This is a genomic window from Caproicibacter fermentans (genome assembly GCF_014303955.1).
In the GTDB taxonomy this organism is placed as follows: Bacteria; Bacillota; Clostridia; order Oscillospirales; family Acutalibacteraceae; genus Caproicibacter; species Caproicibacter fermentans.
Genome location: NZ_CP060286.1, coordinates 3,406,392 through 3,429,636, shown reverse-complemented (window position 1 = coordinate 3,429,636; position 23,245 = coordinate 3,406,392). Strand labels below are relative to the sequence as shown.

Sequence of the window (23,245 nt, the reverse complement as noted above, 5' to 3'; positions counted from 1 at the left end):
AAAGGGGGAGTTGCAAAATGGCAGCAGAACAAGCCGCCGGCATAAAACCGGGCAAACAAATCGGCAAGATTGGCAAACCGTCAAATGCGGCTGTCGGTTTAAGGAAAAAGAGCAAAGGGGCAAGGCGGAGGGATCTTGCTTTTTACCTGATGCTCCTGCCCGGCGTTCTTATCTTAGTCATCAACAACTATCTTCCGATGATTGGGGTAGTAATCCCGTTTGAAGATTACAGATATAACGTAAACGCCGGTTTCTTTAAAAGTCTATTTACCAGCCGATTCGTCGGTTTTCAAAATTTTCAATTTTTATTCAAATCCGTCGACTGTATTACAGCAACGGTAAACACGGTGGCTTACAATCTCGTATTTATTGCGCTTGACCTGATTGTGCCGATTGCGCTCGCGATATGCATGTCCGAAATGTGGAACCAGAAAAAGGCCAACACCTATCAAACAATGATGTTCCTGCCTTATTTTATCTCATGGTCGGCAGTCAGTTACGTGGCCTACGCCTTCCTGTGCAACGCCGGTTTTATCGACAAAACCGTGCTGCCGCTGCTTGGCATGCAGAACATCGATTTTTACACAAAGCCCGGTTATTGGCCGGCGATCATCATTTTCTTTCATTTATGGCATTACACCGGATATAATCTGATTATTTATATTGCCGCAATTTCAGGGATCAGCAGCGAATACTACGAGGCTGCAGCGCTGGACGGAGCTACAAAATGGCAGCAGATTCGCTATGTGACGCTGCCCATGCTCAAAACAACCGCCATCATCCTTTCGCTGCTCGCGGTGGGACGCATTTTCAACGGCGATTTCGACCTTTTCTACAACGTACCCAGAAACATTCCCCAGATTTACAGCACCACCAGTATTATAGACACATTTGTGTACAATGAGCTGATTAATCTGGGTGATATCGGAATGTCCGCCGCGGCAGGATTGTACCAGGCGACCGTTGGCTGCGTCATTGTGTTCCTGTGCAATTTCGTCGTCAGAAAAGCCGACCCGGATTCCGCATTGTTTTGACAATCGATCATGATCCGGATTTTATATTCGCTGCACCAGTGCGGCAGGGAGGTTGGCAATGGTTAATGCAATTAACAAAAAACATTTGAATGTCTTGGCAAAATCCAAAAATTATGAATTTAATAAAGTCACGGCGCGTTCCAATTTTACCATAAACCTTATTTTCGTATTGATCTGTATTCTTTTCCTTGCGCCGTTGATTCTTGTAGTCATGGTTTCTTTCAGTTCAAAGGAGTCCCTTGATACATACGGCTATCAGTTCTGGCCTGCGGCTTTTGATTTGAAAGCTTATCAGTACATTTTTAAATACAGCTATGACTTGATCCACTCCTACTGGAATTCCATTATTGTGACAAGCATCGGTTCCATAACCGCAACATCGATTATCGCCCTGTATGCGTATCCTCTTTCCAGAAGCAATTTCCAGCATCGAAACGGATTTGCGTTCTTCGCGTTTTTCACCACGATTTTCGGCGGCGGCTTGGTGCCCTGGGTTTTTGTTTACGCGCAGCTGTTAAAAATCAACAATTCACTGTTGATCCTGATTATCCCCTACTTGGTGAACGCCTGGTGGATCATCATTATGCGCACCTTTATGAAGCAGTCGGTCCCGGAGGACCTCGTTGAGGCTGCAAGAATCGACGGGGCAGGCGAGTTCAGAATCTTTTTCAGCGTGGCTCTTCCGCTTTGTAAAGCGGGGCTCGCGACCATCTTCCTTTTCTGCCTTGTCAAGTTCTGGAACGACTATTACCTTTCGCTGATCTTCATTAACGACCACCATCTCTATACAATTCAATACTATTTATACTCCATGCTTGACAATATCAATTACGTTCTGACAAGTCCCAATGTTCCTGCGGAGGCCCGGCGGAATCTTCCGAGTGAAGGCGCGAGGATGGCTCTTGCCGTGATTGCTGTTGGACCCGTTGTATTTTCCTACCCGTTTTTCCGCAAATTTTTTGTCAAAGGCATCATTGTCGGTGCTGTAAAAGGCTAATACCGAGAAATCGGTTAGTAAATTTAAAACTATGGGGAGGCAATTTTTATGCATGGTGTAAAAAAAATCCTGAGTTTTACTCTGGCATTGGCCACTGTTGTTCCGTTCACGCTGTCAGGCTGCACACAATCGGCTCCAGCTGACGCAACACAAAGCAGCAGTGCCGCAAGCGCAGCTTCCGGGGAAAGCAGCGCAGCTCCGAAAGAAACGGTAACGTTAAAGCTGATGACCGGTGACAAGAAAATTCAGGGGCTTGACCGCGTGCAAAAAGCGGTTAACGATTATCTGGCGGAAAAGAATACCGGACTCCAGATCGATTGGGAAACATATTCCTGGGATGATCTGAAGCAGAAAACAGCCACAATGCTTCAGACCGGACAGGAAGCCGACATCATGAACACCTCAAGCTGGATCACACCGGGTTATGTCGCGCACTGCCAGAGAGATGAATTCACCGATATCACAAAGTATATCAACGACTCTCAGTATCAGGACGTCGTCAATATCATCGGGAAGGATTTCCTTGACGGCACCAAAGTCAACGGCAAATATTACGGAATGCCGACCAACAAGGAAAAGGCTCACAACTTCGGATTCCTCTGCCAGACCGCAGAGCTCAAGAAGCTGAATATCGACCCGTCATCCATTAAAACGATGGACGATTTGGCAAAATACTTTGACCAGGTTAAGGCCGACGGTTTAATTCCGGTCTGCGCGGCTCAAATGGATAGCCCTTACAAGTTCCTTGACTGGGATGCTTTTGACGCCGATAACTCTCCGTTCGCCTTTGACCCGAACGATGAGAAAACAATCGTCAATCCGTTTACGGCAGACAAAACAATCGCGTTCTATAAAGAAATGAAAACATGGCACGACAAAGGCTATTTCAGCCCTGACGTCCTTACCTCAAAAGGTCAGGAAACCGATATGGCAACCGGAAAGTATTTCTGCGGTTCCTGGTCTTTAATGCCGGGCAAAGCACAAACGGAATCCGCATCGCTGAAACTTGACCTGACTCAGATCGACATTACGCCGGTTGAAAAAACAAACCGTGAAACTCTCGGCGCGTTGTTGGCGATTCCTTCTTCCTCCAAGCATCCGGACGAAGCTTTCAAGTTTATTTCGATGCTTTACACGGATAAGACTCTGATTAACCTGATGACCTACGGTGTGGAAGGAACAGATTACACAAAGAAATCAGACAATGTGATCACAGTCAGCAAGGATTCAGACTTCACTTCCGCCGGCGGCTGGATTATGGGCAATGAATTCAACAACTATCTGACCGACCTGCAGTCCCCGACCCTGTTCACGGACATTGAAGCATATAACAACAGCGCAAAGGTTCTTGACGACCTCGGCTTTGTTTACGACACATCAAAATGCAAGACGGAATACGCGGCCTGCCAGGCTGTTGTTACGAAGTATTATCCTCAGCTCTTTTACGGCACCTGCGACGTCGATTCCACAGTCGCCCAAATGAAGAGTGAATTTAAAACAGCCGGCATCGACACCTTGCTTGCCGACGTTCAGTCTCAGTACGACGCATGGGTAAAGAGTAAATAACTTCAAAAATTAAAAAATCGAGGCCGCCGGCGATTGCCGGCGGCCTCTTTCACTCGGATCAGGCCGTTTTCATATGAAGTCTGAGCCGATCCGAAATCATAGCGATAAATTCGGAATTTGTGGGTTTTCCTCTTGTATTGTGGATCGTATATCCAAAATAGGAATTCAAAATGTCAACATCCCCGCGGTCCCAGGCGACCTCTATCGCGTGGCGAATGGCCCGTTCCACGCGGGACGCCGTGGTACTATATTTTTTTGCCACGCTGGGGTACAGCTGCTTTGTCACAGCATTTATAATATCGGGAGTTTCAATGGCCATAATAATGGAATCGCGCAGATAGTGATAGCCTTTAATGTGCGCCGGAACACCGATTTGGTGAAGAATCTCCGTCACCTGTATTTCAAGCGAAGGCTCCGTATCCGAGACCGGCTGACTTTTTACCGGAATACTCAGACCATTCATCCCGCAAAGCTGAACGATCCGTTCCGCCAGATCGGCGGCGTCAAACGGAGAAATCGCAAAATACGCCGCGCCTGACATCATTACCTCACGCTCCAGCGTCGGGCTTGTAAAATTTGAGACAATCACAAAAAGAGGTTTTGCTCCGGGAACTTTGGTCCGGATTGCTTTCATGACACCAATTCCGTCCAGCCTTGGCATAAACAAATTCGCCAGCACCACGTCAGGCCGAACCGATTCGATTTTTTCAAGCAGCTTAATTCCGTCTTTCTGCGCATAACTCACTTCCAACCCAGAACTTTCAAAAACTCGACCGTAATCGTTGAGAAACTCCGTGCTGTCATTTGCTATGAGCAATTTTATACGCTTTTCCATATTTGATCCCCCTAATTGATTTATTATAGCGATATAATACCATATATTGGAAAATTTGGCAATAGATAGATGATATTTTTTTGATATTAGGGGAAAAAATAAACGTTTTTAAGATGCTTTTGAATTTGCGGCGGATTCAACCGCTTTCGCCTCAACCAGCATATTTTCCGCGAATACCCCATACCCGCGCGTAGGATCGTTGACAAAGACATGCGTAACGGCACCGATTAATTTGCCGTTCTGAATAATTGGGCTTCCGCTCATTCCCTGAACGATACCGCCCGTCTGGGTGACTAATCCGCTGTCAGTAATATGAAGGACAAGATTTTTGCTCTGAACCTGATCTCTGTAGTCGATTCTTTCTATCTCAGCATCATAATACTTGGGAGTCCCTCCGTCAATGGTAGTCAGAATTTTAACTTTCCCTGTTTTGACGTCCTGTTTCATGGCAACCTTCAATGCGCTGCCTTCAGGCACGGACTCAAGATACCCGTAAACGCCGGTGGTGACATTGGCAGCAAGTCGGCCCATCGCGTTGCTGTCGGTAAAATATCCGCGAAGTTCTCCCGGTTTTCCCTTTAGCCCCTTTGTAACACCGTTAATGGTAACCGGAACAATATCGCCGCTTAAAAGCGGCATCAGTTCGCCTGTATCGGAATCGCAGATTCCATGCCCCAGCCCCGCAAAACTTTTGGTTGACGGATCATAGAAAGTCAAGGTGCCGATTCCCGCCGTACTGTCTCGTACCCAAAGACCAGCTTTGTAAAGCCCATCGGTTTCGGACCGAACAGGTTTTAGTACCACAGTGGACAGGGTGCCGTTGCGCCGGATGGAAAACCGTATGCTTTTTCCCTCGCAGTTTTCCACATCTTTTGCAACCTCGCTGTTGGCGTCAACTTTTTTTCCGTCAACTTCTGTAATGACATCCCCGATTTTCAGTCCCGCCTGCGCGGCGGGATTTACGGAGCCGTCGGAGGTCTGAATATCCGCAAGCCCTACAATGACCACGCCGTCTGTAAACATTTTGATTCCAAACGGTGTGCCGCAGGGCACGACGCAGGTCTGGTCGACAATGCTGACGTCCACGGTTTTAATGGGAATCACATTGTAAAGCATCATGGTTCCCTGATAAGTTTTTGGATAAGGGACGCCTGCGCTGGCTGTCACATCACTGTCGCCGACAACCGTAATCGCACCGGACAGCCACTCCAGATGGCTCCCGTTGGTCACGGTATAGGAATTGGGAGTAAAGTAATCCGCCGTTAAAAGAACTACTGCCAGCAAAAGCTCAAGGACGGCGGCGGATGCGGTAAGCATTGAAATTAACTTTTTCAAAAATTTCACCTCCCTTGCGCCGCAATATTACTCTGCTCACAAGAAAGGTTTTTTATGTTGTCAAATCTGTTTTTATTTTCCAAAAAACGGAAAAAAAAATAGGTTTTCTCCATTCGTCTCCAAACGTACCGGATATTTCAAAAGGTGGAAACAAATAAACTTTAATGAAAAATGAATATCTCTGTTTGAAAACGGTATTTTAAAGACAAAAGTATTTTGACCGGAATTTCTCCTGAAAATTCCTTTCTCAATCAGTTTTTTGAAAATTTTTCAGCCGATGTGCATTCTTTGGAAGGCCAATATTACCAGACACGGTTTTCTCTCTCGCGGGAACACTATCACTGGGGAGGTGACTGGGTATGGTTCCAAATCATTACGGTTATCAAAATAATCCGTTCGGCATGGGGTTGCCTGTTAACCAGGATGCCGATGAGAGCTATTTTTTGTCTTTGCCGGAAGAAACACAGCAGGAGCTCTTAAAACAAAATTTTTCGGAACAGGAATTTCATGATCAGTTGGAACAATTAAAGGAAAAAAGATAGAAATAAAAAAGCAGGCGGCCCTGATAGGGCCGCCTCGCTGTTTTTTTCTAATTTAACTTTCGAACCCGGAAACGGGATACCATCTGGTCCAACAGCTCCGCCTGGGCGCTCAGTTCTTCACTGGAAGCCGCGCTTTCTTCCGCCGTGGCCGAATTCGACTGGACCACCGAAGAGATCTGTTCCACCGCACGGGAAATTTCCGTAATCGCCTCGGCCTCTTTTTCAGAGGCTTTTTCAATTCCGCGAATCGTCTGGCTGATTCGCTCCTCTTTTGCCGTCGCCTCCTGAATCGCATGCGCGGTTTCCTCGGCGATCTGTGAACCATGCCGCACGGTTTCAATGGAGCGGCCGATCATTTCAGAGCTCTGCTTTGCGGCCAGCGCGGAGCGCGCGGCAAGTTCCCGAACCTCCTGCGCAACCACCGCGAATCCTTTTCCCGCTTCTCCCGCTCTGGCGGACTCGACAGAGGCATTCAAAGCAAGCAGATTTGTTTGAAACGCGATATCGTCAATGGTTTTGATAATTTTTTCGATTTCGCCGGAGGACGTGCTGATCTCCTCCATTGCGGAGAGCATCTGCCTCATTTTTTGGTCACTTTCGTTCATACTTTCCGTCGCGTTTTTAATATATTCCGTAATTTCCCGCACGGCGCCCGCGGTATCCGATACCTTTTCTGAGATTTCTTCCATGGACGCAGTCAGTTGTTCCGAAGTTGCCGCCTGTTCCGCAGCCCCGCGGGACAAGACCTGCGCACCGTCGGAAACCTGCTCCGCACCCGCGTAAACCTGCCCTGCGGACTGGCGGACCTGCCGGATCGCATCGCTCAGCGATCTGCCGATCTCCTCCATGGAGTCACGGATCGGAATAAAATCCCCAATGTAATCGACGCTAATCTCTTTCGTAAAATCGCCCTGAGCCATATGGGAAAGATAGTCGGTGATATTTTCAATCATGCCACGCAGCGCCTGCACCGTCCGTTCACAGGCAACGGACAGCGTTTCCGTTTCATCCCCTGAGCGCACCGGCTGCACCGGCGTTGTGAGGTCGCCGGTGGAAAGAAGGCGCAGCCGTTCCGTCGTTGTCTGAAGCGGTTGGGTAATTTTTTTTGCCATCCTTGCGGCAAGCAGAATGGCGAGCAGGGTAACCAGAAGCGTGAGCACCGTCAATTCCGCTAACGCAATGAGTCTTGACCGGTTAAAATCAGCGACCATTGCATCGACGTCGTCTTCATACACCCCGGTGCTGATATACCAATGAAAAGGCTTAAATTCCATCGTATAAGCGCGTTTTAGTACTGGCTGGGCCACACCCGGCTTAGAAAAATAAAACTCCGAATATCCGCCGTTTGTCTGATTTCCGGCCGCGATCAGATTTTTAATGTAATAAGTCCCGCGCTGATCCTGATCGTTCATGCGCTGGAGGCCCTCATATTTTGGGTTCTTGTGGGCGACGCAGACGCCGTCGGCGGCGTCTGCCCAAAAATAGCCTTCGTCCCCGTTATAGCTTGCGGCGCGAATAACGGAAATGCAGTTTGTGACAGCCTGTGATTGAGTAAGCTCCCCGTTCTGGTAACGGTCGTAAACCGCTTGAAGCAAACTGACAACCGTCTGAGTCTCGCTGCGAATGTTCTTGTCGTAATCGTTTTTCATGGATTGAATGGATTTATTGTAGCTCTGGTCAAGCTTGTAATAAGTAAGGATCATCTGCGCCAGCATGGTTGCGCAGAGCAGCAAGCCGACCATCAGGATCAGCTTGCCGCGAAGCTGTAGCTTTTTCTTAAATTTGTCGCTTTTTTGTAATGTTCTGTTTTGTGTCATAAAAAAATCCTTTGCTGCAATATTTTTAGCTTTTTTTCGCTAAAATATGTTATGAAATTTGTAAATAAATGACTGTTTTCCTATCATATCACGCACCGCTCGGGACTAACAATCAAACGGAGAATTATAAAAATTTTGTAATCAAGCCATAAAAAAAGCGCCCTTTTTCAAGAGCGCTTTACTTTCTTTTTTCAGGAAAGCCGTGTTTTAAAATCTTCATAGCCGAACTGACGCACCATGCGAAAGCCTTCGGATTCACCGTACAGAAGAATCGCCGGCAGACCGATCCCGTTAAACGTGTTGTTTTTCACCATGGAATAAATTGCCATGTCACAAAACACCAGACGGTCGCCGGGCTTTAAAGGCTCCCGAAAGGAATAATCTCCGATCACATCGCCCGCCAGGCAGGTCGGCCCGCCCAGACGATACGTAATCTGCAGTTCCCCCGGCCGGCCCGCGCCCACAATTTCCGGACGATAGGGCATTTCTAGGACGTCCGGCATATGGCATGCCGCGGAGGTGTCCAGAATGGCGATCCCCATTCCGTTCTCCGTTACGTCCAGTACGGTGGAAATCAAAAAGCCCGTATTCAGCGCGATTGCCTCGCCGGGTTCCAGATAAACCTGCACGCCGTATTTGTCCCGCACCCTGCGGATGCAGTCTTTCAGCAACGCAAGGTTGTACCCCGGCTTTGTAATGTGGTGCCCGCCGCCGAAATTCACCCATTTCATCGCGGATAAAAACCGGCCGAATTTTTCTTCAAATACGCGCAGCGTGCGGTCGAGCGTTTCCGCGCCCTGTTCGCACAGGGTATGAAAGTGAAGTCCCTCGACTCCGTCCAGTTCTTCCGGCCGGAAGTTTGAGAGCGTAACCCCCAAGCGGGAAAACTCCCCGCAGGGGTCGTAAATACCGGTTTCAATCTCGGAATACTCCGGATTGACCCGGATTCCGCAGCTGATTTTCCGCGGGCATTCCCGCACTGCCGCGCGGTACTTACCCCATTGGCTGAACGAATTGAACACGATATGGTCGCTGTATTTCAAAATCTCCCCAAATTCGTCGTCCCGATAGGCCGGCGCATAAATATGGACTTCCTTTCCCATCTCTTCCCGCGCGAGACGCGCCTCAAACAGAGAACTGGAGGCCGCGCCGTCCAGGTACTTCCCGATCAGCGGATAGACGGAAAACATCGAAAACGCTTTCTGCGCCAGCAAAATCCGGCAGCCGGTCTCTTTCCGGACGGAGTCGAGAATTCTCAGGTTCTGGGTCAGCAGCTGCTCGTCAACCACATAGCACGGGGTGGGCGGAATCATCGGGTCAAACCCTGCCTCCTGCCGCATCAGCCGATCAGCTCCGGCGCGAAGTCCTCGTGCCAGGCAAGGCCGCAGCGGTTCATCGCCTCCATGAACGGGTCGGGATCAAATTCCTCCACATTGTGAACGCCCGCTTTTTTCCATTTGCCGGTCAGAACCATCATCGCGCCGATCATCGCCGGAACTCCGGCCGTATAAGCGACGGCCTGGCTGCCGACCTCGCGGTAGCATTCCTGATGATCGCAGATATTATAAACATAATAGGTGCGTTCTTTTCCGTCCTTTACGCCCTGGAAAATACACCCGATGTTGGTTTTGCCCTTGGTTCTGGGGCCGAGGGAGGACGGGTCCGGCAGAACCGCTTTCAAGAACTGGAGCGGCACAATCTGTTTGCCCTCGAATTCAATCGGCTCAATCGACGTCATGCCGACGTCCTCGAGCGCCCTGAGGTGGTCCAGATAGCTCTGGGAAAATGTCATCCAGAAACGGATGCGCTTGATTCCCTTCATATTCAGCGCGAGGGACTCGAGCTCCTCGTGGTGCAGCAGATAAATGTCTTTTGGGCCGATCTGCGGCAGGTCGTATACTCTTTTGATCTCCATCGGTTCCGTTTCAATGAACTTCCCGTTTTCAAAGTAGCTGCCCTTGGCGCTGACTTCGCGGATGTTGATTTCCGGATTGAAGTTCGTCGCGAACTTATACCCGTGGTCGCCGGCGTTCGCGTCGACAATGTCGATGGAGTGAATCTCATCAAAATAGTGCTTTTGCGCATAGGCGGAAAAGACGCCTGTCACGCCGGGGTCAAAGCCGCTGCCCAGCACCGCGGTAACGCCCGCTTTTTCAAAGCGGTCCCGGTAATCCCACTGCCATTTATATTCGAAATGCGCGGTTTCCGGCGGCTCGTAGTTCGCGGTGTCAAGGTAGTCCACCTTTGTTTCCAGGCACGCGTCCATGATGGTCAGATCCTGGTACGGCAGAGCCACATTGATGACGATGTCAGGCTTTACCTCCCGGATTAATTGAATAAGCTCCGGCACCTTGTCCGCGTCCACCCGCGCGGTTTCCACTTTGGTTCTGCCGCCGTCCAGTTCCTTTTTTAACGCGTCGCATTTGCTCCTGGTGCGGCTGGCGATGCAGATCTCCTCAAAAACATCGGGGTTCTGGCAGCATTTGTGGGCCACGACGCTTGCCACGGCCCCCGCTCCGATGATCAGTGCTTTCCCCATTTTCCAAATACCTCCTTTATCCTACTCTTCTTCCTTAAGCGGCTCTACCTTTTCCAGCAGGCCGTTGACATAGGTCGGCAGCGAAAACGCGCCGATGTGCAGCTTCGTATTATAGTATCGGGTCGCAAGGCCCAAACGATTCCATTCCTCCGCATTTAAATCCTCCACCGGACGGTATTTTTTAGAGGCAAATCCAAACAGCCAATGGCCGGAGGAATAGGTCGGAATGTGCGCCTGATAAACGCGGCTGATCGGGAACGACTGCACGATTCTCTGATGTGCGCGCTGCATGGCGACGGCGTCGTTGCGGTAAAACGGGCTTTCCTGCTGATTGACCAGAATTCCGTCTTCCCGGAGCGCCTTGTAGCAGTTGCCGTAAAATTCCTTGGTAAAAAGGCCCTCCCCCGGCCCGAACGGGTCGGTTGAATCCACCAGAATCAAATCATATTCGCTCCGTATGTCGCGAACATAGCGGAGTCCGTCTTCATAATAAATGTGCACCCGCGGGTCATCCAGTCTGCAGGCGGTCTGCGGCAGATATGTTTTGCAGGCCTTAACAACCTCCCGGTCGATTTCCACCAGGTCGATCCGCTCAACGCCGGGGTATCGCGTCAGCTCGCGCACCGCGCCGCCGTCCCCGCCCCCGATAACCAGAACGTGTTTCACGTGCGGGTGCACGGCCATCGGCACATGAGCGATCATTTCATGATAGACAAATTCGTCCTTTTCCGTCAGCATCATAAAACCGTCGAGCGTCAAAAAGCGGCCGAACTCCGGGGACTCAAAAATATCGATCCGCTGGAATTCGCTCTGACCGCTGTATAGCTGGCGGTCGACCTTGATGGAAAAATGGACGTTCTCCGTATGTTTTTCAGTAAACCACAATTCCACCGTCAACCCTCCTTCAAAACCTGTATCGTTTTCAAACTTGCATCCCTCATTCCGGTCAGCATGGCGCCCTTTTCATCCGCATACAGAATATATTCCACGATTTCAGGGGTGATTCTTTCCCCCGGCGCGATCACCGGAATTCCCGGCGGATAGCACATGACGGATTCCCCGCTGATGCGGCCCGCGCTTTGCTCCACCGGAACAGGCTCCTTTTCGGCGTAGAAGGCCTTCTGCGGCCTTTCGACCACCTGGGGCCTGATGTATTCCTGCGTAAGCAAACCGGACTTGTCGCGCTCGTAGCGGCGCTTGATTTCGGAAAGCGCCGCTACCAGCCGTTCCGCGTCAAGCGACCGGTCCCCCATGGAGATGTAGGCGAGAATATTCCCGATGTCGCCTAATTCAATCTGTATGTCGTATTCGTCGCGGAGCAGGTCGTATACCTCGATTCCGGCAAGACCGATATCCAGCGTATGAACGGACAGCTTGGTCACGTCAAAATCAAAAACGCTTTCCCCGTTGATCAGCTCGCGCGAGAACGCGTAATATCCGCCGATGCGGTTGATCTCCGCGCGGAGGTATTCCGCCATGGCGATGACGCGGCGGAACGTTTCCACGCCGCGCAGCGCAAGGTATCTGCGCGAAACGTCCAGCGACGACATCAAAAGATAAGAGGCGCTGGTGGTCTGTGTCAGATTGATGATCTGGTCGACATAACTTTCGTCCACCGCCGGACCGGTAAGTAAGAGGGAACTCTGCGTCAGGGAGCCGCCCGATTTATGCATGCTCACCGCCGCCAGATCGGCGCCCGCAGCCATGGCGGACACGGGAAGCCCTTCCCCGAAATAAAAATGCGCGCCGTGCGCTTCGTCTGCCAGCACGAGCATGTTGTGTTCATGGGCCAGCTTTACAATGGATTTTAAATCGGAACAAATCCCGTAATAAGTCGGATTGTTGACAAAGACGGCCTTGGCGTCCGGATTTTCCTCGATAGCTCTCTTTACGTCGCCAAGCGACATTCCAAGAGAGATCCCAAGCCGCCGGTCAATGCCGGGATTGACGTAAACCGGAACCGCTCCGCACAGAATCAGCGCGCTGATCGCGCTGCGGTGCACGTTGCGCGGCATAATAATTTTCTCACCCTTTTTACAGGCGCTCATCACCATGCTCTGCACCGCGGAGGTCGTGCCGTTTACCATAAAGAAGGCGTGATGCGCCCCGAAAGCATCTGCCGCAAGCTCTTCCGCGTCCCGGATGACGGAGGAGGGATGGCAGAGATTGTCCAGCGGCTTCATCGAATTCACATCAACCGTCAGGCATTTTTCACCGAGGAACTCCCTGAGCTCCGGGTTTCCCCTGCCGCGTTTGTGGCCGGGTACGTCAAACGGAACGATGCGCATATCCTTAAAGCGGTTCAGGGCCTCCAGCAGCGGAGCCCGCTCCTGCCCCGTCAATGTTCTGCCCCCGTGGAATCGTCATAAACGTTTGCCCCGCTGAAAATTTCAATCATTTCCCTGCGCAGGTTCTCCGTAATGGTCAGGCGCAGCTTCGGCGGAAGCTCATAAACATCCGTGTTAAACAAATAATTCTGCAAATCAATATCCTTAATCAATAATTTCGTATGAAACAGATTCGCCTGATAAACATTGACGTCGATCGCATCGTATTTTAACAGAGTCCTGGCGTCGATGTAATCCTGTATGGACGCAATCTTGTGGTCGATAAACAGTTTTTTGCCGCTGAAATCACGGGTAAAGCCGCGCACGCGGTAATCCGCCGTGATAATGTCGGAGTCGAAGCTGCCGATCAGGTAATTGAGCGTATTAAGCGGGGAAATCTCCCCGCAGGTGGAAATGTCGATGTCCACCCGAAACGTCGCGATCGCGTTGTCCGGGTGATATTCCGGATAAGTGTGCACGGTCGCGTGGCTTTTATTCAGGTGCGCCACAACCTCGTTGCCCGGGCCGCGGAGAACGCCGCTGCCCAGATTGCAGGAGCTATCGATCTGGTCCGGCGGAAACGCCTGCTCGGCGATCAGAAACGCGACGCTGGCCCCCTGCGGATCGTAGTCCTGCTTGCTGACATTCAACACCTGCGCGCCGATCATCTCCGTCACGTGGTAAAGGATATCGGTCAGGCGCTCCGAGTTATACTGTTCGTCTATATAAGCAATATAATCGCGCTGTTCCCGCGCGCTTTTTGCGTAGCAGACATCGTAAATGTTAAAGCTGAGCGATTTGGTGAGATTGTTGAAACCGTAAAGTTTCAGCTTGTTTTCCAACCGTAACACCCGACCTTTCCAAAATTATTTATTATTAGAAAAATCATGATTTTTTCAAAAAAACCACTGAAAAATCATTGTATTCCATGAATTTCACAAGTTTAGCTTAAAAATTCTTCGTAATTCTTTGATTTTCATGTTTTTCTTGATAAATTCACTGTAAAAAATCAATATATATTATATACAGAAATCCCTAATAGTCAAGGGAATTTCCCGGATTGCGGGATAAAATTTAAAGATTCACCGGAGGAAAAGACGGAGGAGCGCAATCCGGAACCGCAAAATGCCGGCCCCGTTTCCGGGGCCGGCCTCCGCACTTCCCTCTAAAAGCGATTACGACTTGTCCTTCACGGGGAAAGCTGTCATTCTGACCCCAAACGGAACGATTGCAGCGCCTGCCGACAGGTTGAAGGCCGTCAGGACACCGGGCGGAAAAAAGGAGGGGATCCGACGGCGCAGCCCAAAGCCGCCACGGCGCCCAGGGAGAACAGTGTCGCAGCAGATTCTTCGTGCCGGAATCCGACCGGGCGACTTTTGCTGAAAAAACTCCGCTCCAGAATACGATGGTTAAGGGATTGGAGGCCGTTAACAGGATTCCCTGAAAAAAAAGATTTGACTCGTTTGAAACGGAAAAAAGAGAGATTTGCGGCAGCAATTGAAAATGGAACGCGCCAAGGGCCAGATTCAACTTGCCGAGCCGCCGCGAATCATTTGCCTCGCCTGCCTTTAAGGCGTATTTTGTTATTATAGCATAAGCGGTAAACAAACTCAATCGGAGCCGTTTCGCCCCGACGTTGAACGGTCCTCGGGAACATGCTATAATGGAAAACAAAGCAGCCGGAGTCTGCCGGCAAATCAAGTAAACGATGAGGAAGGAATCAAAATGCAACTGATGCAGTTTGAGCGCAGCGGGGAGCAGCGGTTCGGAATCCGGATGGAAAAAGGAATCATCGACTGTGCTGAGGCTTCGGGCGGGAAAGCCCCGTCGTCCATGGAGGAGGTCATTTCAGGCGGCGACGCCGCTTTGCAAACTCTGCGCCGGCTCTCCGGCTCGGACGCGGCGTCTGTCCCGGAACCGGGAATCGCTTATCTGCCGTGCGTTACAAAGCCGGAAAAAATACTTTGCGTCGGCTTGAACTACAGGAACCACACTTCCGAAATCAAGATGGAGATTCCGGAATACCCGGTGCTGTTTAACAAATACAACAACGCGCTTGCCGCCCACCGGCAGAGGATTTCCCTTCCCAATACGGCGGAACAATTCGATTACGAGGCCGAACTGGTTATCGTCATCGGCAAAGAGGCGCGAGACATTCCGAAACAGGAAGCGTTGTCCTGCGTATTCGGGTATGCGCCCGGCAACGATCTTTCCGCGCGCGATCTGCAGTTCCGCACGCATCAATGGCTGCTTGGCAAAACCTGCGACGGCTTTGCCCCCGTCGGACCGTGCATCACAACGGCGGATGAAATCGGCGACCCGCAGTCTTTGAGAATCGAGAGCCGCGTCAACGGCGAGCTTCGCCAGTCCGGCAACACGTGTGACATGATTTTCGACTGCGCGACTATTGTCAGTTACATTTCTCAATACATGACGTTAAAGCCGGGAGACCTGATTTTTACCGGCACGCCCTGCGGCGTGATTCAAGGGATGCCGGAGGGAAAGCGGCGCTGGCTGAAAGCCGGGGACGAGGTTCAGGTATCCATTGAAAAGCTGGGCACTTTAAAAAACGTAATGGCGTAGATTTGTCTGCGCTAAAAGTGAGGAATGCGCTCGCATTCCTCACTTTCAGTTCTCCTCCACTTAGCCCGGAATCGCCCTGTTAAGCGCCTGATTCAAATCCCAGATCAAGTCGTCCGGGTCCTCCAGGCCAATCGAAAGTCGGATGGTTTCCGGCCCAAACCCTGCGGCCCTTTGCTCCTCCGGCGTCAGCTGCTGGTGCGTGGTCGTGGAAGGATGGATCACCAGCGACTTCGCGTCGGCCACGTTTGCCAGCTGGGAAAAAATTTCAAGGCTGTCAATCACTTTTTTCGCGGCATCCACATCCCCCTTGACCGAGAACGTAAAAATGGAACCCGCTCCTTTCGGAAAATACTTTTTTGCCAATTCATAGTATGGATTCCCTGACAGCAGAGGATAATTGACTTCCTGAACTTTTGAATTTTGGGAGAGAAATTCGGCTACCTTGATTGAATTTGAAACATGCTTCTCGACCCGCAGAGAGAGCGTTTCCAAGCCCTGCAGGAATAAGAAAGCGTTAAATGGAGACAGGCATGCGCCGAGGTCACGCAGCAGTTGTGCGCGAATCTTCGTGCAGAACGCGGAGCCGCCCAAATCCGCAAAGCAAATGCCGTGATAGCTTTCGTCCGGCTCGGTAAAGCCCGGGAACCTTCCGTTTTTCCAGTCGAAGTTTCCGCCTTCGACGATGACTCCGCCGATGGATGAGCCGTGTCCACCAATGAATTTGGTCGCGGAATGAACCACTACCGCCGCGCCGTGCTCCAAAGGACGGAACAAATATGGGGTTGCAAACGTATTATCCACAATGATCGGGACGCCGTGCTTTTCCGCGATTTCCGCAACCGCATCGAAATCAATGATATGAATGGAAGGATTTCCGAGTGTTTCAAAATAGATTGCTTTTGTTTTTGGCGTAATCGCCTTTTCAAAATTGCCGACATCATCCGGATTTACAAATACGGTATGAATCCCGTATTTCGGCAGCGTATGAGCGAACAGGCTGTAAGTTCCGCCGTAAAGCGTGCTTGCGGACACGATTTCATCGCCGCTTTGGGCAAGGTTTAAAACAGCATAGGTGATGGCCGCCGCACCGGACGCCACCGCGATGGCCGCCGTTCCTCCTTCCAGCGCGGCGATTCGTTTTTCGAAGACTTCCGTTGTCGGGTTGGTCAGGCGGGAATAAATGTTGCCTGGCTCTGTCAAAGCAAAGCGGTCTTCCGCCTCCGTTGTGTTCTTGAAAACATAGGAGGTCGTCTGATAAATCGGAACCGCCCGGGCACCCGTCGCCGGGTCCGGCTCTTGCCCTGCCTGCACCTGTAAAGTATCAAAACCTAATTTTCTGTTGCTCATAACTTAACTCCTTTTTTATTAATAATTATTATTTTCGTTCCTTAAAACAGATATAAAAAAGACCGGCAGAAACATTTCTGACGGCCCGCTTTCTATTCTGTTTGCAAAAGTATTTACAATAACAGAACAGATCGGGCCTGACGCATTCCGGGCATAGCAAAGCACAGGATGCCGCACATTCCTCGCAGCATTTCCTTGTTACTTCTGCCGTAAAATTCCATAAAATCCATCTTGAAAGCCCCTCTCTTAATATTAGTATTTATATATGTTATGTAAGTATAGTATTCTATTTTCAGGCATTTGTCAAGCATTTTTCATATTGAAAGCGCCTCAAGGCACTTGGAGCTTTCCCACACTTGCAACCGCTTTTCATCCCCTATCCATCCCCGCACGGGAAGCAAAGTGAAAGTTGAAGCATTTTCTGGTGTGGGAGGGAATCAAGTGGGGGGTGCAGGGTGGGGGGCGAGTTTGACGACAAAAAGCTCCTGCTACAGGACTGTAGCAGGAGCTTATAAAATGTCGGCATCACCTATTGTTCCGGGCCGTTACCAGCCAAGTATCTTCGGCGCAGATGAGCTTAACTTCCGTGTTCGGAATGGGAACGGGTGTACCCTCATCGCAATCGATACCAACCATTTTGGGGCACAAAACGTACCCTCAAAACTGAACAAAACTGGAAGCAGAAAAAGGGAAATGAAGGGTCGAACCAAAAATATGGTCAAGCCCTCGGCCTATTAGTACTGCCAAGCTGAACACGTTACCGTGCTTACACACGCAGCCTATCAACCTTGTAGTCTTCAAGGGGCCTTACCAGCTTATGCTGTGGGATATCTAATCTTGGAGTCGGCTTCACGCTTAGATGCTTTCAGCGTTTATCCGATCCGCACATAGTTGCCCAGCTGTGCCATTGGCATGACAACTGGTGCGCCAGAGGTGCGTCCATCCCGGTCCTCTCGTACTAAGGACAGCTCTCCTCAAATATCCTGCGCCCACGACAGATAGGGACCGAACTGTCTCACGACGTTCTGAACCCAGCTCGCGTACCACTTTAATCGGCGAACAGCCGAACCCTTGGGACCGAATACAGCCCCAGGATGTGATGAGCCGACATCGAGGTGCCAAACCTCCCCGTCGATGTGGACTCTTGGGGGAGATCAGCCTGTTATCCCCAGGGTAGCTTTTATCCGTTGAGCGACGGCAATTCCACTCTCATACCGCCGGATCACTAACTCCAACTTTCGTTTCTGCTCGGACCGTCATCCTCGCAGTCAGGCCAGCTTACGCGTTTACACTCTTTGGCACGGTTTCCGTCCGTGCTGAGCTGACCTTTGAGCGCCTCCGTTACTCTTTTGGAGGCGACCGCCCCAGTCAAACTGCCCGTCTAACAATGTCCCCCGGCCGGATTCACGGCCGCAGGTTAGAATTTCAGCAACTTAAGGGTGGTATCCCAAGGGTGACTCCACGGCAGCTAGCGCCGCCGCTTCACAGTCTCCCACCTATCCTGTACATAAATTACCGAAACCCAATATTAAACTACAGTAAAGCTCCATGGGGTCTTTCCGTCTTGTCGCGGGTAACCGGCATCTTCACCGGTACTACAATTTCGCCGGGCGGGTAATTGAGACAGTGCCCAGATCGTTACACCTTTCGTGCGGGTCGGAACTTACCCGACAAGGAATTTCGCTACCTTAGGACCGTTATAGTTACGGCCGCCGTTTACTGGGGCTTCAATTCAATGCTTGCACATCTCCTCTTAACCTTCCAGCACCGGGCAGGTGTCAGCCCCTATACGTCATCTTTCGATTTGGCAGAGACCTGTGTTTTTGCTAAACAGTCGCCTGGGCCTATTCTCTGCGGCCTCATTTCTGAGGCACCCCTTCTCCCTAAGTTACGGGGTCAATTTGCCGAGTTCCTTAACTACCCTTCTCCCGTTGGCCTTGGAATCTTCTTCCTGTCTACCTGTGTCGGTTTGCGGTACGGGCGCATCGGATATCCCATAAGACTTTTCTCGCCCTGCTCTGCGCATGCTTCCCTACTTGATTTCGGTCCCTTACGCCCGGGTCAACCAACGCCCGGGTCATGCCCTTTGCAGGTGTCATCTTACTTAAATCCTTCTGCGGCTACGGAATGTCAACCGTATGTGCATCGGCTACGCCTCTCGGCCTCACCTTAGCTCCCGGCTTACCTGGAGCGGACGAACCTTCCTCCAGAAACCTTAGACTTTCGGCCAATATGATTCTCACATATTTCTCGCTACTCATTCCGGCATTCTCACTTGAATGAAATCCACCGGCGCTTCCGCTCCGACTTCAACTCTCATTCAACGCTCTCCTACCATGCTCAAACATTCTCCAAACCTTCAATCGGCGCTCCATTTCAACCTTACTGTGAAATTTCGCGGCGCTTTGCGCCCGCTGATCCGGAACCTTTTCCTTCCTCTTCCGCTTCTGTGCGGGAAAGAGGCTTTCCGCAGCGCTTCCGCGCCGCCGGATTCCGCTTCTCAACTTCCTGAAAGCATGGAGAATATTTGAGCATCCCAAGCTTCGGTACACGATTTCAGCCCCGTTGAATTTTCGGCGCAGGGTCACTCGACCAGTGAGCTATTACGCACTCTTTTAATGAATGGCTGCTTCTGAGCCAACATCCTGGTTGTCTAAGCAACCCCACATCCTTTGCCACTTAACCGTGTTTAGGGACCTTAGCTGTGGGTCTGGGCTGTTTCCCTTTCGACAATGAAACTTATCTCACACTGTCTGACTCCCGTACATCAATTATCCGGCATTCTGAGTTTGATAGGCTTCGGTAGCCTTTCGGCCCCTAGACCATTCAGTGCTTTACCTCCGGTAATCTAATACGAGGCTAGCCCTAAAGCTATTTCGGAGAGAACCAGCTATCTCCGGGTTCGATTGGAATTTCTCCGCTACCCACACCTCATCCGCTACCATTTCAACGGGAGTCGGTTCGGTCCTCCATGGGGTTTTACCCCCACTTCAACCTGGACATGGGTAGGTCACCCGGTTTCGGGTCGAATACAACTGACTTCATACGCCCTGTTCAGACTCGGTTTCCCTGCGGCTCCGTCCCTGAAGGACTTAACCTTGCCAGTTACATTCACTCGCCGGACCATTCTACAAAAGGTACCCGATCACCCATTGACGGGCTCTCGGTGCTTGTAAGCACAAGGTTTCAGGTTCTATTTCACTCCCCTTCCGGGGTGCTTTTCACCTTTCCTTCACAGTACTCTTCACTATCGGTCACTGGGTAGTATTTAGGCTTGGAGGGTGGTCCCCCCATGTTCCCACCGGGTTTCACGTGTCCGGCAGTACTCGGGATACAGCCCACTGCGCTTTCCCTTCGCATACGTGACTTTCACACTCTTTCGTCGACCTTTCCATGCCGTTCTGCTCAGGATTGCGTACTTTTTGGCTGTCCACACCCCGCGGGCATTGCTGCCCACGGTTTGGCCTCTTCCGCGTTCGCTCGCCACTACTTGCGGAATCTCGGTTGATTTCTTTTCCTCGCCCTACTTAGATGTTTCAGTTCAGGCGGTTCCCCCCGTGCAGCTATGAATTCACTCCACGGTGACTGGACATGACTCCAGCCGGATTGCTCCATTCGGACACCTATGGATCAATGCCTGCTTACGGCTCCCCATAGCTTTTCGCAGTTAGCCGCGTCCTTCTTCGGCTCCCAGTGCCAAGGCATTCCCCTTGCGCTCTTTGTAGCTTGACCATGTGATTCTTTGGTTCTTCAAAATTGTAGTTTTTCTATCAGATTAATCTTGTTAGAATAACAACTTTTTCTCGCTTTATCTGCTTCTCGCTTTATTCAGTTTTCAAGGTACAACCTGAGGTTGACGCACGTCGCGAATCAGCTTTCAGTTCAAAGAACCTTGCCTGCCGCGGCCTTTCCCAGCCATCAGATTACACACAATACTCTTTTCCATTTGCATGGACCAGAACATCATATGGACACACAGTGTCTTTCATCGCGCTTTCAACTTTTCGGTTTCCCAAACTCGCCGTCGCGGACTGAAACCCCGTATGTAATTTTGGCTCCCATTCCGCTTTCGCTTCCTGTTTGCCGTTTCCAGACTTTTGCCGCATCCATTTCCGCGACATTCCGCTTCCTGTCTCCAGAATGCTTCAGCGCGTCGTGCATGCAGGCTCAGCCTGCTGGTGGGCTTAAGTGGACTCGAACCACCGACCTCACGCTTATCAGGCGTGCGCTCTAACCGGCTGAGCTATAAGCCCATATTGTTCCGGCTTTGAGGCTATCCGGTCTTTCTGCCACTATAGCCAGTTTTTTGCAGACTTCCTCTGCGGTTCTCTCCGCGACCGCGAGCCTTTTCATTTCTGAAACGCCCCGGCGTGTCGTGACCGCGGACTTCAGTCCGCTGGTGGAGATAAACGGGATCGAACCGTTGACCTCCTGCTTGCAAAGCAGGCGCTCTCCCAGCTGAGCTATACCCCCGTATTGGAAGCTATTCAACTGATTGGTTCTTCCTATGCTATCTCTGAGAAGACCGACACACAGTGTCTTTCGCCGCGCTTTGGCTTTCCGGTCTCCCGGGCCGCTTTGCCGCGAACACAAGACCTTTGTGCCGCCGGCTTTCCTCCGCACCCATTTCCGCGGCGTTCGGCGTTCTGTTTCCAGTCTGCTTCAGCGCGTCGTGCGTGCAGGCTCAGCCTGCGAGGCCTTCAAAATTAAACAACGATTGGATAATAAGTCATCCGTAACCGACCTTGGATGTTGGAACAGAATGTTTCATCTGCTCGGGTCTCCATAGAAAGGAGGTGATCCAGCCGCACCTTCCGATACGGCTACCTTGTTACGACTTCACCCCAGTCGCCAATCCTACCTTCGGCGGCGCCTTCCTTGCGGTTAGGCTACCGACTTCGGGTATTACCGGCTCCCATGGTGTGACGGGCGGTGTGTACAAGGCCCGGGAACGTATTCACCGCGGCATGATGATCCGCGATTACTAGCAATTCCAGCTTCACGCAGGCGGGTTGCAGCCTGCGATCCGAACTGAGACCGTTTTTGGGGTTTTGCTCCACCTCGCGGCTTCGCTTCCCGTTGTTAACGGCCATTGTAGTACGTGTGTAGCCCAGGTCATAAGGGGCATGATGATTTGACGTCGTCCCCACCTTCCTCCGTTTTGTCAACGGCAGTCTGATTAGAGTGCTCTTGCGTAGCAACTAATCACAAGGGTTGCGCTCGTTGCGGGACTTAACCCAACATCTCACGACACGAGCTGACGACAACCATGCACCACCTGTCTCAACTTTCCCCGAAGGGCACCTGATGCATCTCTGCTTCGTTAGTTGGATGTCAAGACCTGGTAAGGTTCTTCGCGTTGCTTCGAATTAAACCACATACTCCACTGCTTGTGCGGGCCCCCGTCAATTCCTTTGAGTTTCAACCTTGCGGTCGTACTTCCCAGGTGGATTACTTATTGTGTTAACTCCGGCACGGAAGGGGTCAGACCCCCCACACCTAGTAATCATCGTTTACGGCATGGACTACCAGGGTATCTAATCCTGTTTGCTACCCATGCTTTCGTGCCTCAGCGTCAGTTAAAGCCCAGCAGGCCGCCTTCGCCACTGGTGTTCCTCCCGATCTCTACGCATTTCACCGCTACACCGGGAATTCCGCCTGCCTCTACTTCACTCAAGCACCACAGTTTCAAGTGCAATCCATAAGTTAAGCCCATGGTTTTCACACCTGACTTGCAGTGCCGCCTACGCACCCTTTACACCCAGTAAATCCGGACAACGCTTGCTCCCTACGTATTACCGCGGCTGCTGGCACGTAGTTAGCCGGAGCTTCCTCCTCAGGTACCGTCATTATCGTCCCTGAGGACAGAGGTTTACAATCCGAAAACCTTCTTCCCTCACGCGGCGTTGCTGCATCAGAGTTTCCTCCATTGTGCAATATCCCCCACTGCTGCCTCCCGTAGGAGTCTGGGCCGTGTCTCAGTCCCAATGTGGCCGTTCAGCCTCTCAGCCCGGCTACCGATCGTTGCTTTGGTGGGCCGTTACCCCGCCAACCGGCTAATCGGACGCGAGTCCATCTCTCAGCGGATTGCTCCTTTGATTTTATCACCATGCGGCAACAAAATGTCATGCGGTATTAGCGTCCGTTTCCAGACGTTATCCCCCTCTGAAAGGCAGGTTCCTCACGCGTTACTCACCCGTCCGCCACTAAAACAGTTCAAAGCAAGCTTCAATCTGTTTCCGTTCGACTTGCATGTGTTAGGCACGCCGCCAGCGTTCGTCCTGAGCCAGGATCAAACTCTCTAAAATATGGTATATAATCAC

The 23,245-nt window shown here is 51.1% G+C and carries 15 protein-coding genes, 2 tRNA genes and 3 rRNA genes; 5 read left to right on the top strand and 15 right to left on the bottom strand.

Annotation, left to right across the window (positions count from 1 at the left end; genetic code table 11):
* Nucleotides 1-17 precede the first annotated feature (17 nt).
* The 3 genes from HCR03_RS17005 to HCR03_RS16995 are packed head-to-tail and all read left to right on the top strand — an operon-like array spanning nucleotide 18 to nucleotide 3,597.
* Nucleotides 18-1,034: an ABC transporter permease gene (locus HCR03_RS17005; RefSeq protein ID WP_207727255.1), complete on the top strand. Its 1,017-nt coding sequence runs from the start codon at nucleotides 18-20 to the stop codon at nucleotides 1,032-1,034.
* A gap of 58 nt (nucleotides 1,035-1,092) precedes the next feature.
* Nucleotides 1,093-2,031, top strand: coding sequence for a carbohydrate ABC transporter permease (locus tag HCR03_RS17000; protein ID WP_083210065.1), 939 nt, complete (start codon nucleotides 1,093-1,095; stop codon nucleotides 2,029-2,031).
* A 48-nt stretch (nucleotides 2,032-2,079) separates the two neighbouring features.
* Nucleotides 2,080-3,597: an ABC transporter substrate-binding protein gene (locus HCR03_RS16995; protein ID WP_066645318.1), complete on the top strand. Its 1,518-nt coding sequence runs from the start codon at nucleotides 2,080-2,082 to the stop codon at nucleotides 3,595-3,597.
* A gap of 58 nt (nucleotides 3,598-3,655) precedes the next feature.
* Here the strand turns inward: HCR03_RS16995 and spo0A are convergent, their stop codons facing one another.
* A complete protein-coding gene (spo0A, locus tag HCR03_RS16990; protein WP_066645317.1) occupies nucleotides 3,656-4,432 on the bottom strand; it encodes a sporulation transcription factor Spo0A in 777 nt (258 codons plus the stop codon).
* 108 nt (nucleotides 4,433-4,540) lie between these two features.
* Complete coding sequence (gene spoIVB, locus HCR03_RS16985) at nucleotides 4,541-5,776, bottom strand: SpoIVB peptidase (protein WP_228725003.1); 1,236 nt, start codon at nucleotides 5,774-5,776, stop codon at nucleotides 4,541-4,543.
* Nucleotides 5,777-6,126: 350 nt separating this feature from the next.
* Between spoIVB and HCR03_RS16980 the strand changes: the two genes are divergently transcribed.
* The gene (locus HCR03_RS16980; protein ID WP_066645316.1) at nucleotides 6,127-6,309 is read left to right on the top strand and encodes a hypothetical protein; all 183 of its coding nucleotides are present in this window, start codon (nucleotides 6,127-6,129) and stop codon (nucleotides 6,307-6,309) included.
* Nucleotides 6,310-6,356: 47 nt separating this feature from the next.
* Here the strand turns inward: HCR03_RS16980 and HCR03_RS16975 are convergent, their stop codons facing one another.
* From HCR03_RS16975 to speD, 6 genes are all read right to left on the bottom strand, one after another.
* Nucleotides 6,357-8,126 carry a methyl-accepting chemotaxis protein gene (locus tag HCR03_RS16975; protein WP_187035566.1) on the bottom strand — a complete coding sequence of 590 codons (1,770 nt, stop codon included), beginning with the start codon at nucleotides 8,124-8,126 and terminating at the stop codon, nucleotides 6,357-6,359.
* A gap of 191 nt (nucleotides 8,127-8,317) precedes the next feature.
* A complete protein-coding gene (nspC, locus tag HCR03_RS16970) occupies nucleotides 8,318-9,466 on the bottom strand; it encodes a carboxynorspermidine decarboxylase (RefSeq protein ID WP_187035564.1) in 1,149 nt (382 codons plus the stop codon).
* Nucleotides 9,466-10,665 carry a saccharopine dehydrogenase family protein gene (locus HCR03_RS16965; RefSeq protein ID WP_187035562.1) on the bottom strand — a complete coding sequence of 400 codons (1,200 nt, stop codon included), beginning with the start codon at nucleotides 10,663-10,665 and terminating at the stop codon, nucleotides 9,466-9,468. Before HCR03_RS16965 ends, nspC begins: the two co-directional genes overlap by 1 nt.
* 21 nt (nucleotides 10,666-10,686) lie before the next feature.
* The gene (gene speE, locus HCR03_RS16960) at nucleotides 10,687-11,556 is read right to left on the bottom strand and encodes a polyamine aminopropyltransferase (RefSeq protein ID WP_066645312.1); all 870 of its coding nucleotides are present in this window, start codon (nucleotides 11,554-11,556) and stop codon (nucleotides 10,687-10,689) included.
* 2 nt (nucleotides 11,557-11,558) lie between these two features.
* Nucleotides 11,559-12,953 (bottom strand): aminotransferase class I/II-fold pyridoxal phosphate-dependent enzyme, encoded by a 1,395-nt coding sequence (locus HCR03_RS16955; protein ID WP_233452727.1) that lies wholly within the window; start codon nucleotides 12,951-12,953, stop codon nucleotides 11,559-11,561.
* A gap of 50 nt (nucleotides 12,954-13,003) precedes the next feature.
* Entirely contained in the window at nucleotides 13,004-13,843 is an 840-nt protein-coding gene (gene speD / locus HCR03_RS16950) for an adenosylmethionine decarboxylase (protein WP_066645309.1), read from the bottom strand.
* A gap of 874 nt (nucleotides 13,844-14,717) precedes the next feature.
* Here speD and HCR03_RS16945 point away from each other — a divergent pair.
* Nucleotides 14,718-15,575 carry a fumarylacetoacetate hydrolase family protein gene (locus HCR03_RS16945; RefSeq protein WP_187035560.1) on the top strand — a complete coding sequence of 286 codons (858 nt, stop codon included), beginning with the start codon at nucleotides 14,718-14,720 and terminating at the stop codon, nucleotides 15,573-15,575.
* Nucleotides 15,576-15,635: 60 nt separating this feature from the next.
* On the opposite strand, the gene HCR03_RS16940 is transcribed toward HCR03_RS16945, so the two are convergent.
* The 7 genes from HCR03_RS16940 to HCR03_RS16910 all read right to left on the bottom strand — a co-directional run bounded on the left by HCR03_RS16940 (nucleotide 15,636) and on the right by HCR03_RS16910 (nucleotide 23,230).
* On the bottom strand, nucleotides 15,636-16,922 hold the full coding sequence (locus tag HCR03_RS16940; RefSeq protein WP_066645305.1) for an O-acetylhomoserine aminocarboxypropyltransferase/cysteine synthase family protein: 1,287 nt from the start codon (nucleotides 16,920-16,922) through the stop codon (nucleotides 15,636-15,638).
* A 517-nt stretch (nucleotides 16,923-17,439) separates the two neighbouring features.
* Nucleotides 17,440-17,555: ribosomal RNA gene (rrf, locus tag HCR03_RS16935) — 5S ribosomal RNA — on the bottom strand.
* A gap of 81 nt (nucleotides 17,556-17,636) precedes the next feature.
* A 23S ribosomal RNA gene (locus HCR03_RS16930) occupies nucleotides 17,637-20,654 on the bottom strand.
* Between the two features lie 264 nt (nucleotides 20,655-20,918).
* A complete protein-coding gene (locus HCR03_RS16925) occupies nucleotides 20,919-21,083 on the bottom strand; it encodes a hypothetical protein (protein ID WP_187035558.1) in 165 nt (54 codons plus the stop codon).
* A 15-nt stretch (nucleotides 21,084-21,098) separates the two neighbouring features.
* Nucleotides 21,099-21,175: transfer RNA gene (locus tag HCR03_RS16920), tRNA-Ile, on the bottom strand.
* Nucleotides 21,176-21,319: 144 nt separating this feature from the next.
* Nucleotides 21,320-21,395 (bottom strand) — tRNA-Ala (locus HCR03_RS16915).
* Nucleotides 21,396-21,711: 316 nt separating this feature from the next.
* Nucleotides 21,712-23,230, bottom strand: a 16S ribosomal RNA gene (locus HCR03_RS16910).
* Together the 16S, 23S and 5S rRNA genes with 2 tRNA genes alongside form the textbook arrangement of a ribosomal RNA operon.
* Between the last annotated feature and the right edge of the window lie 15 nt (nucleotides 23,231-23,245).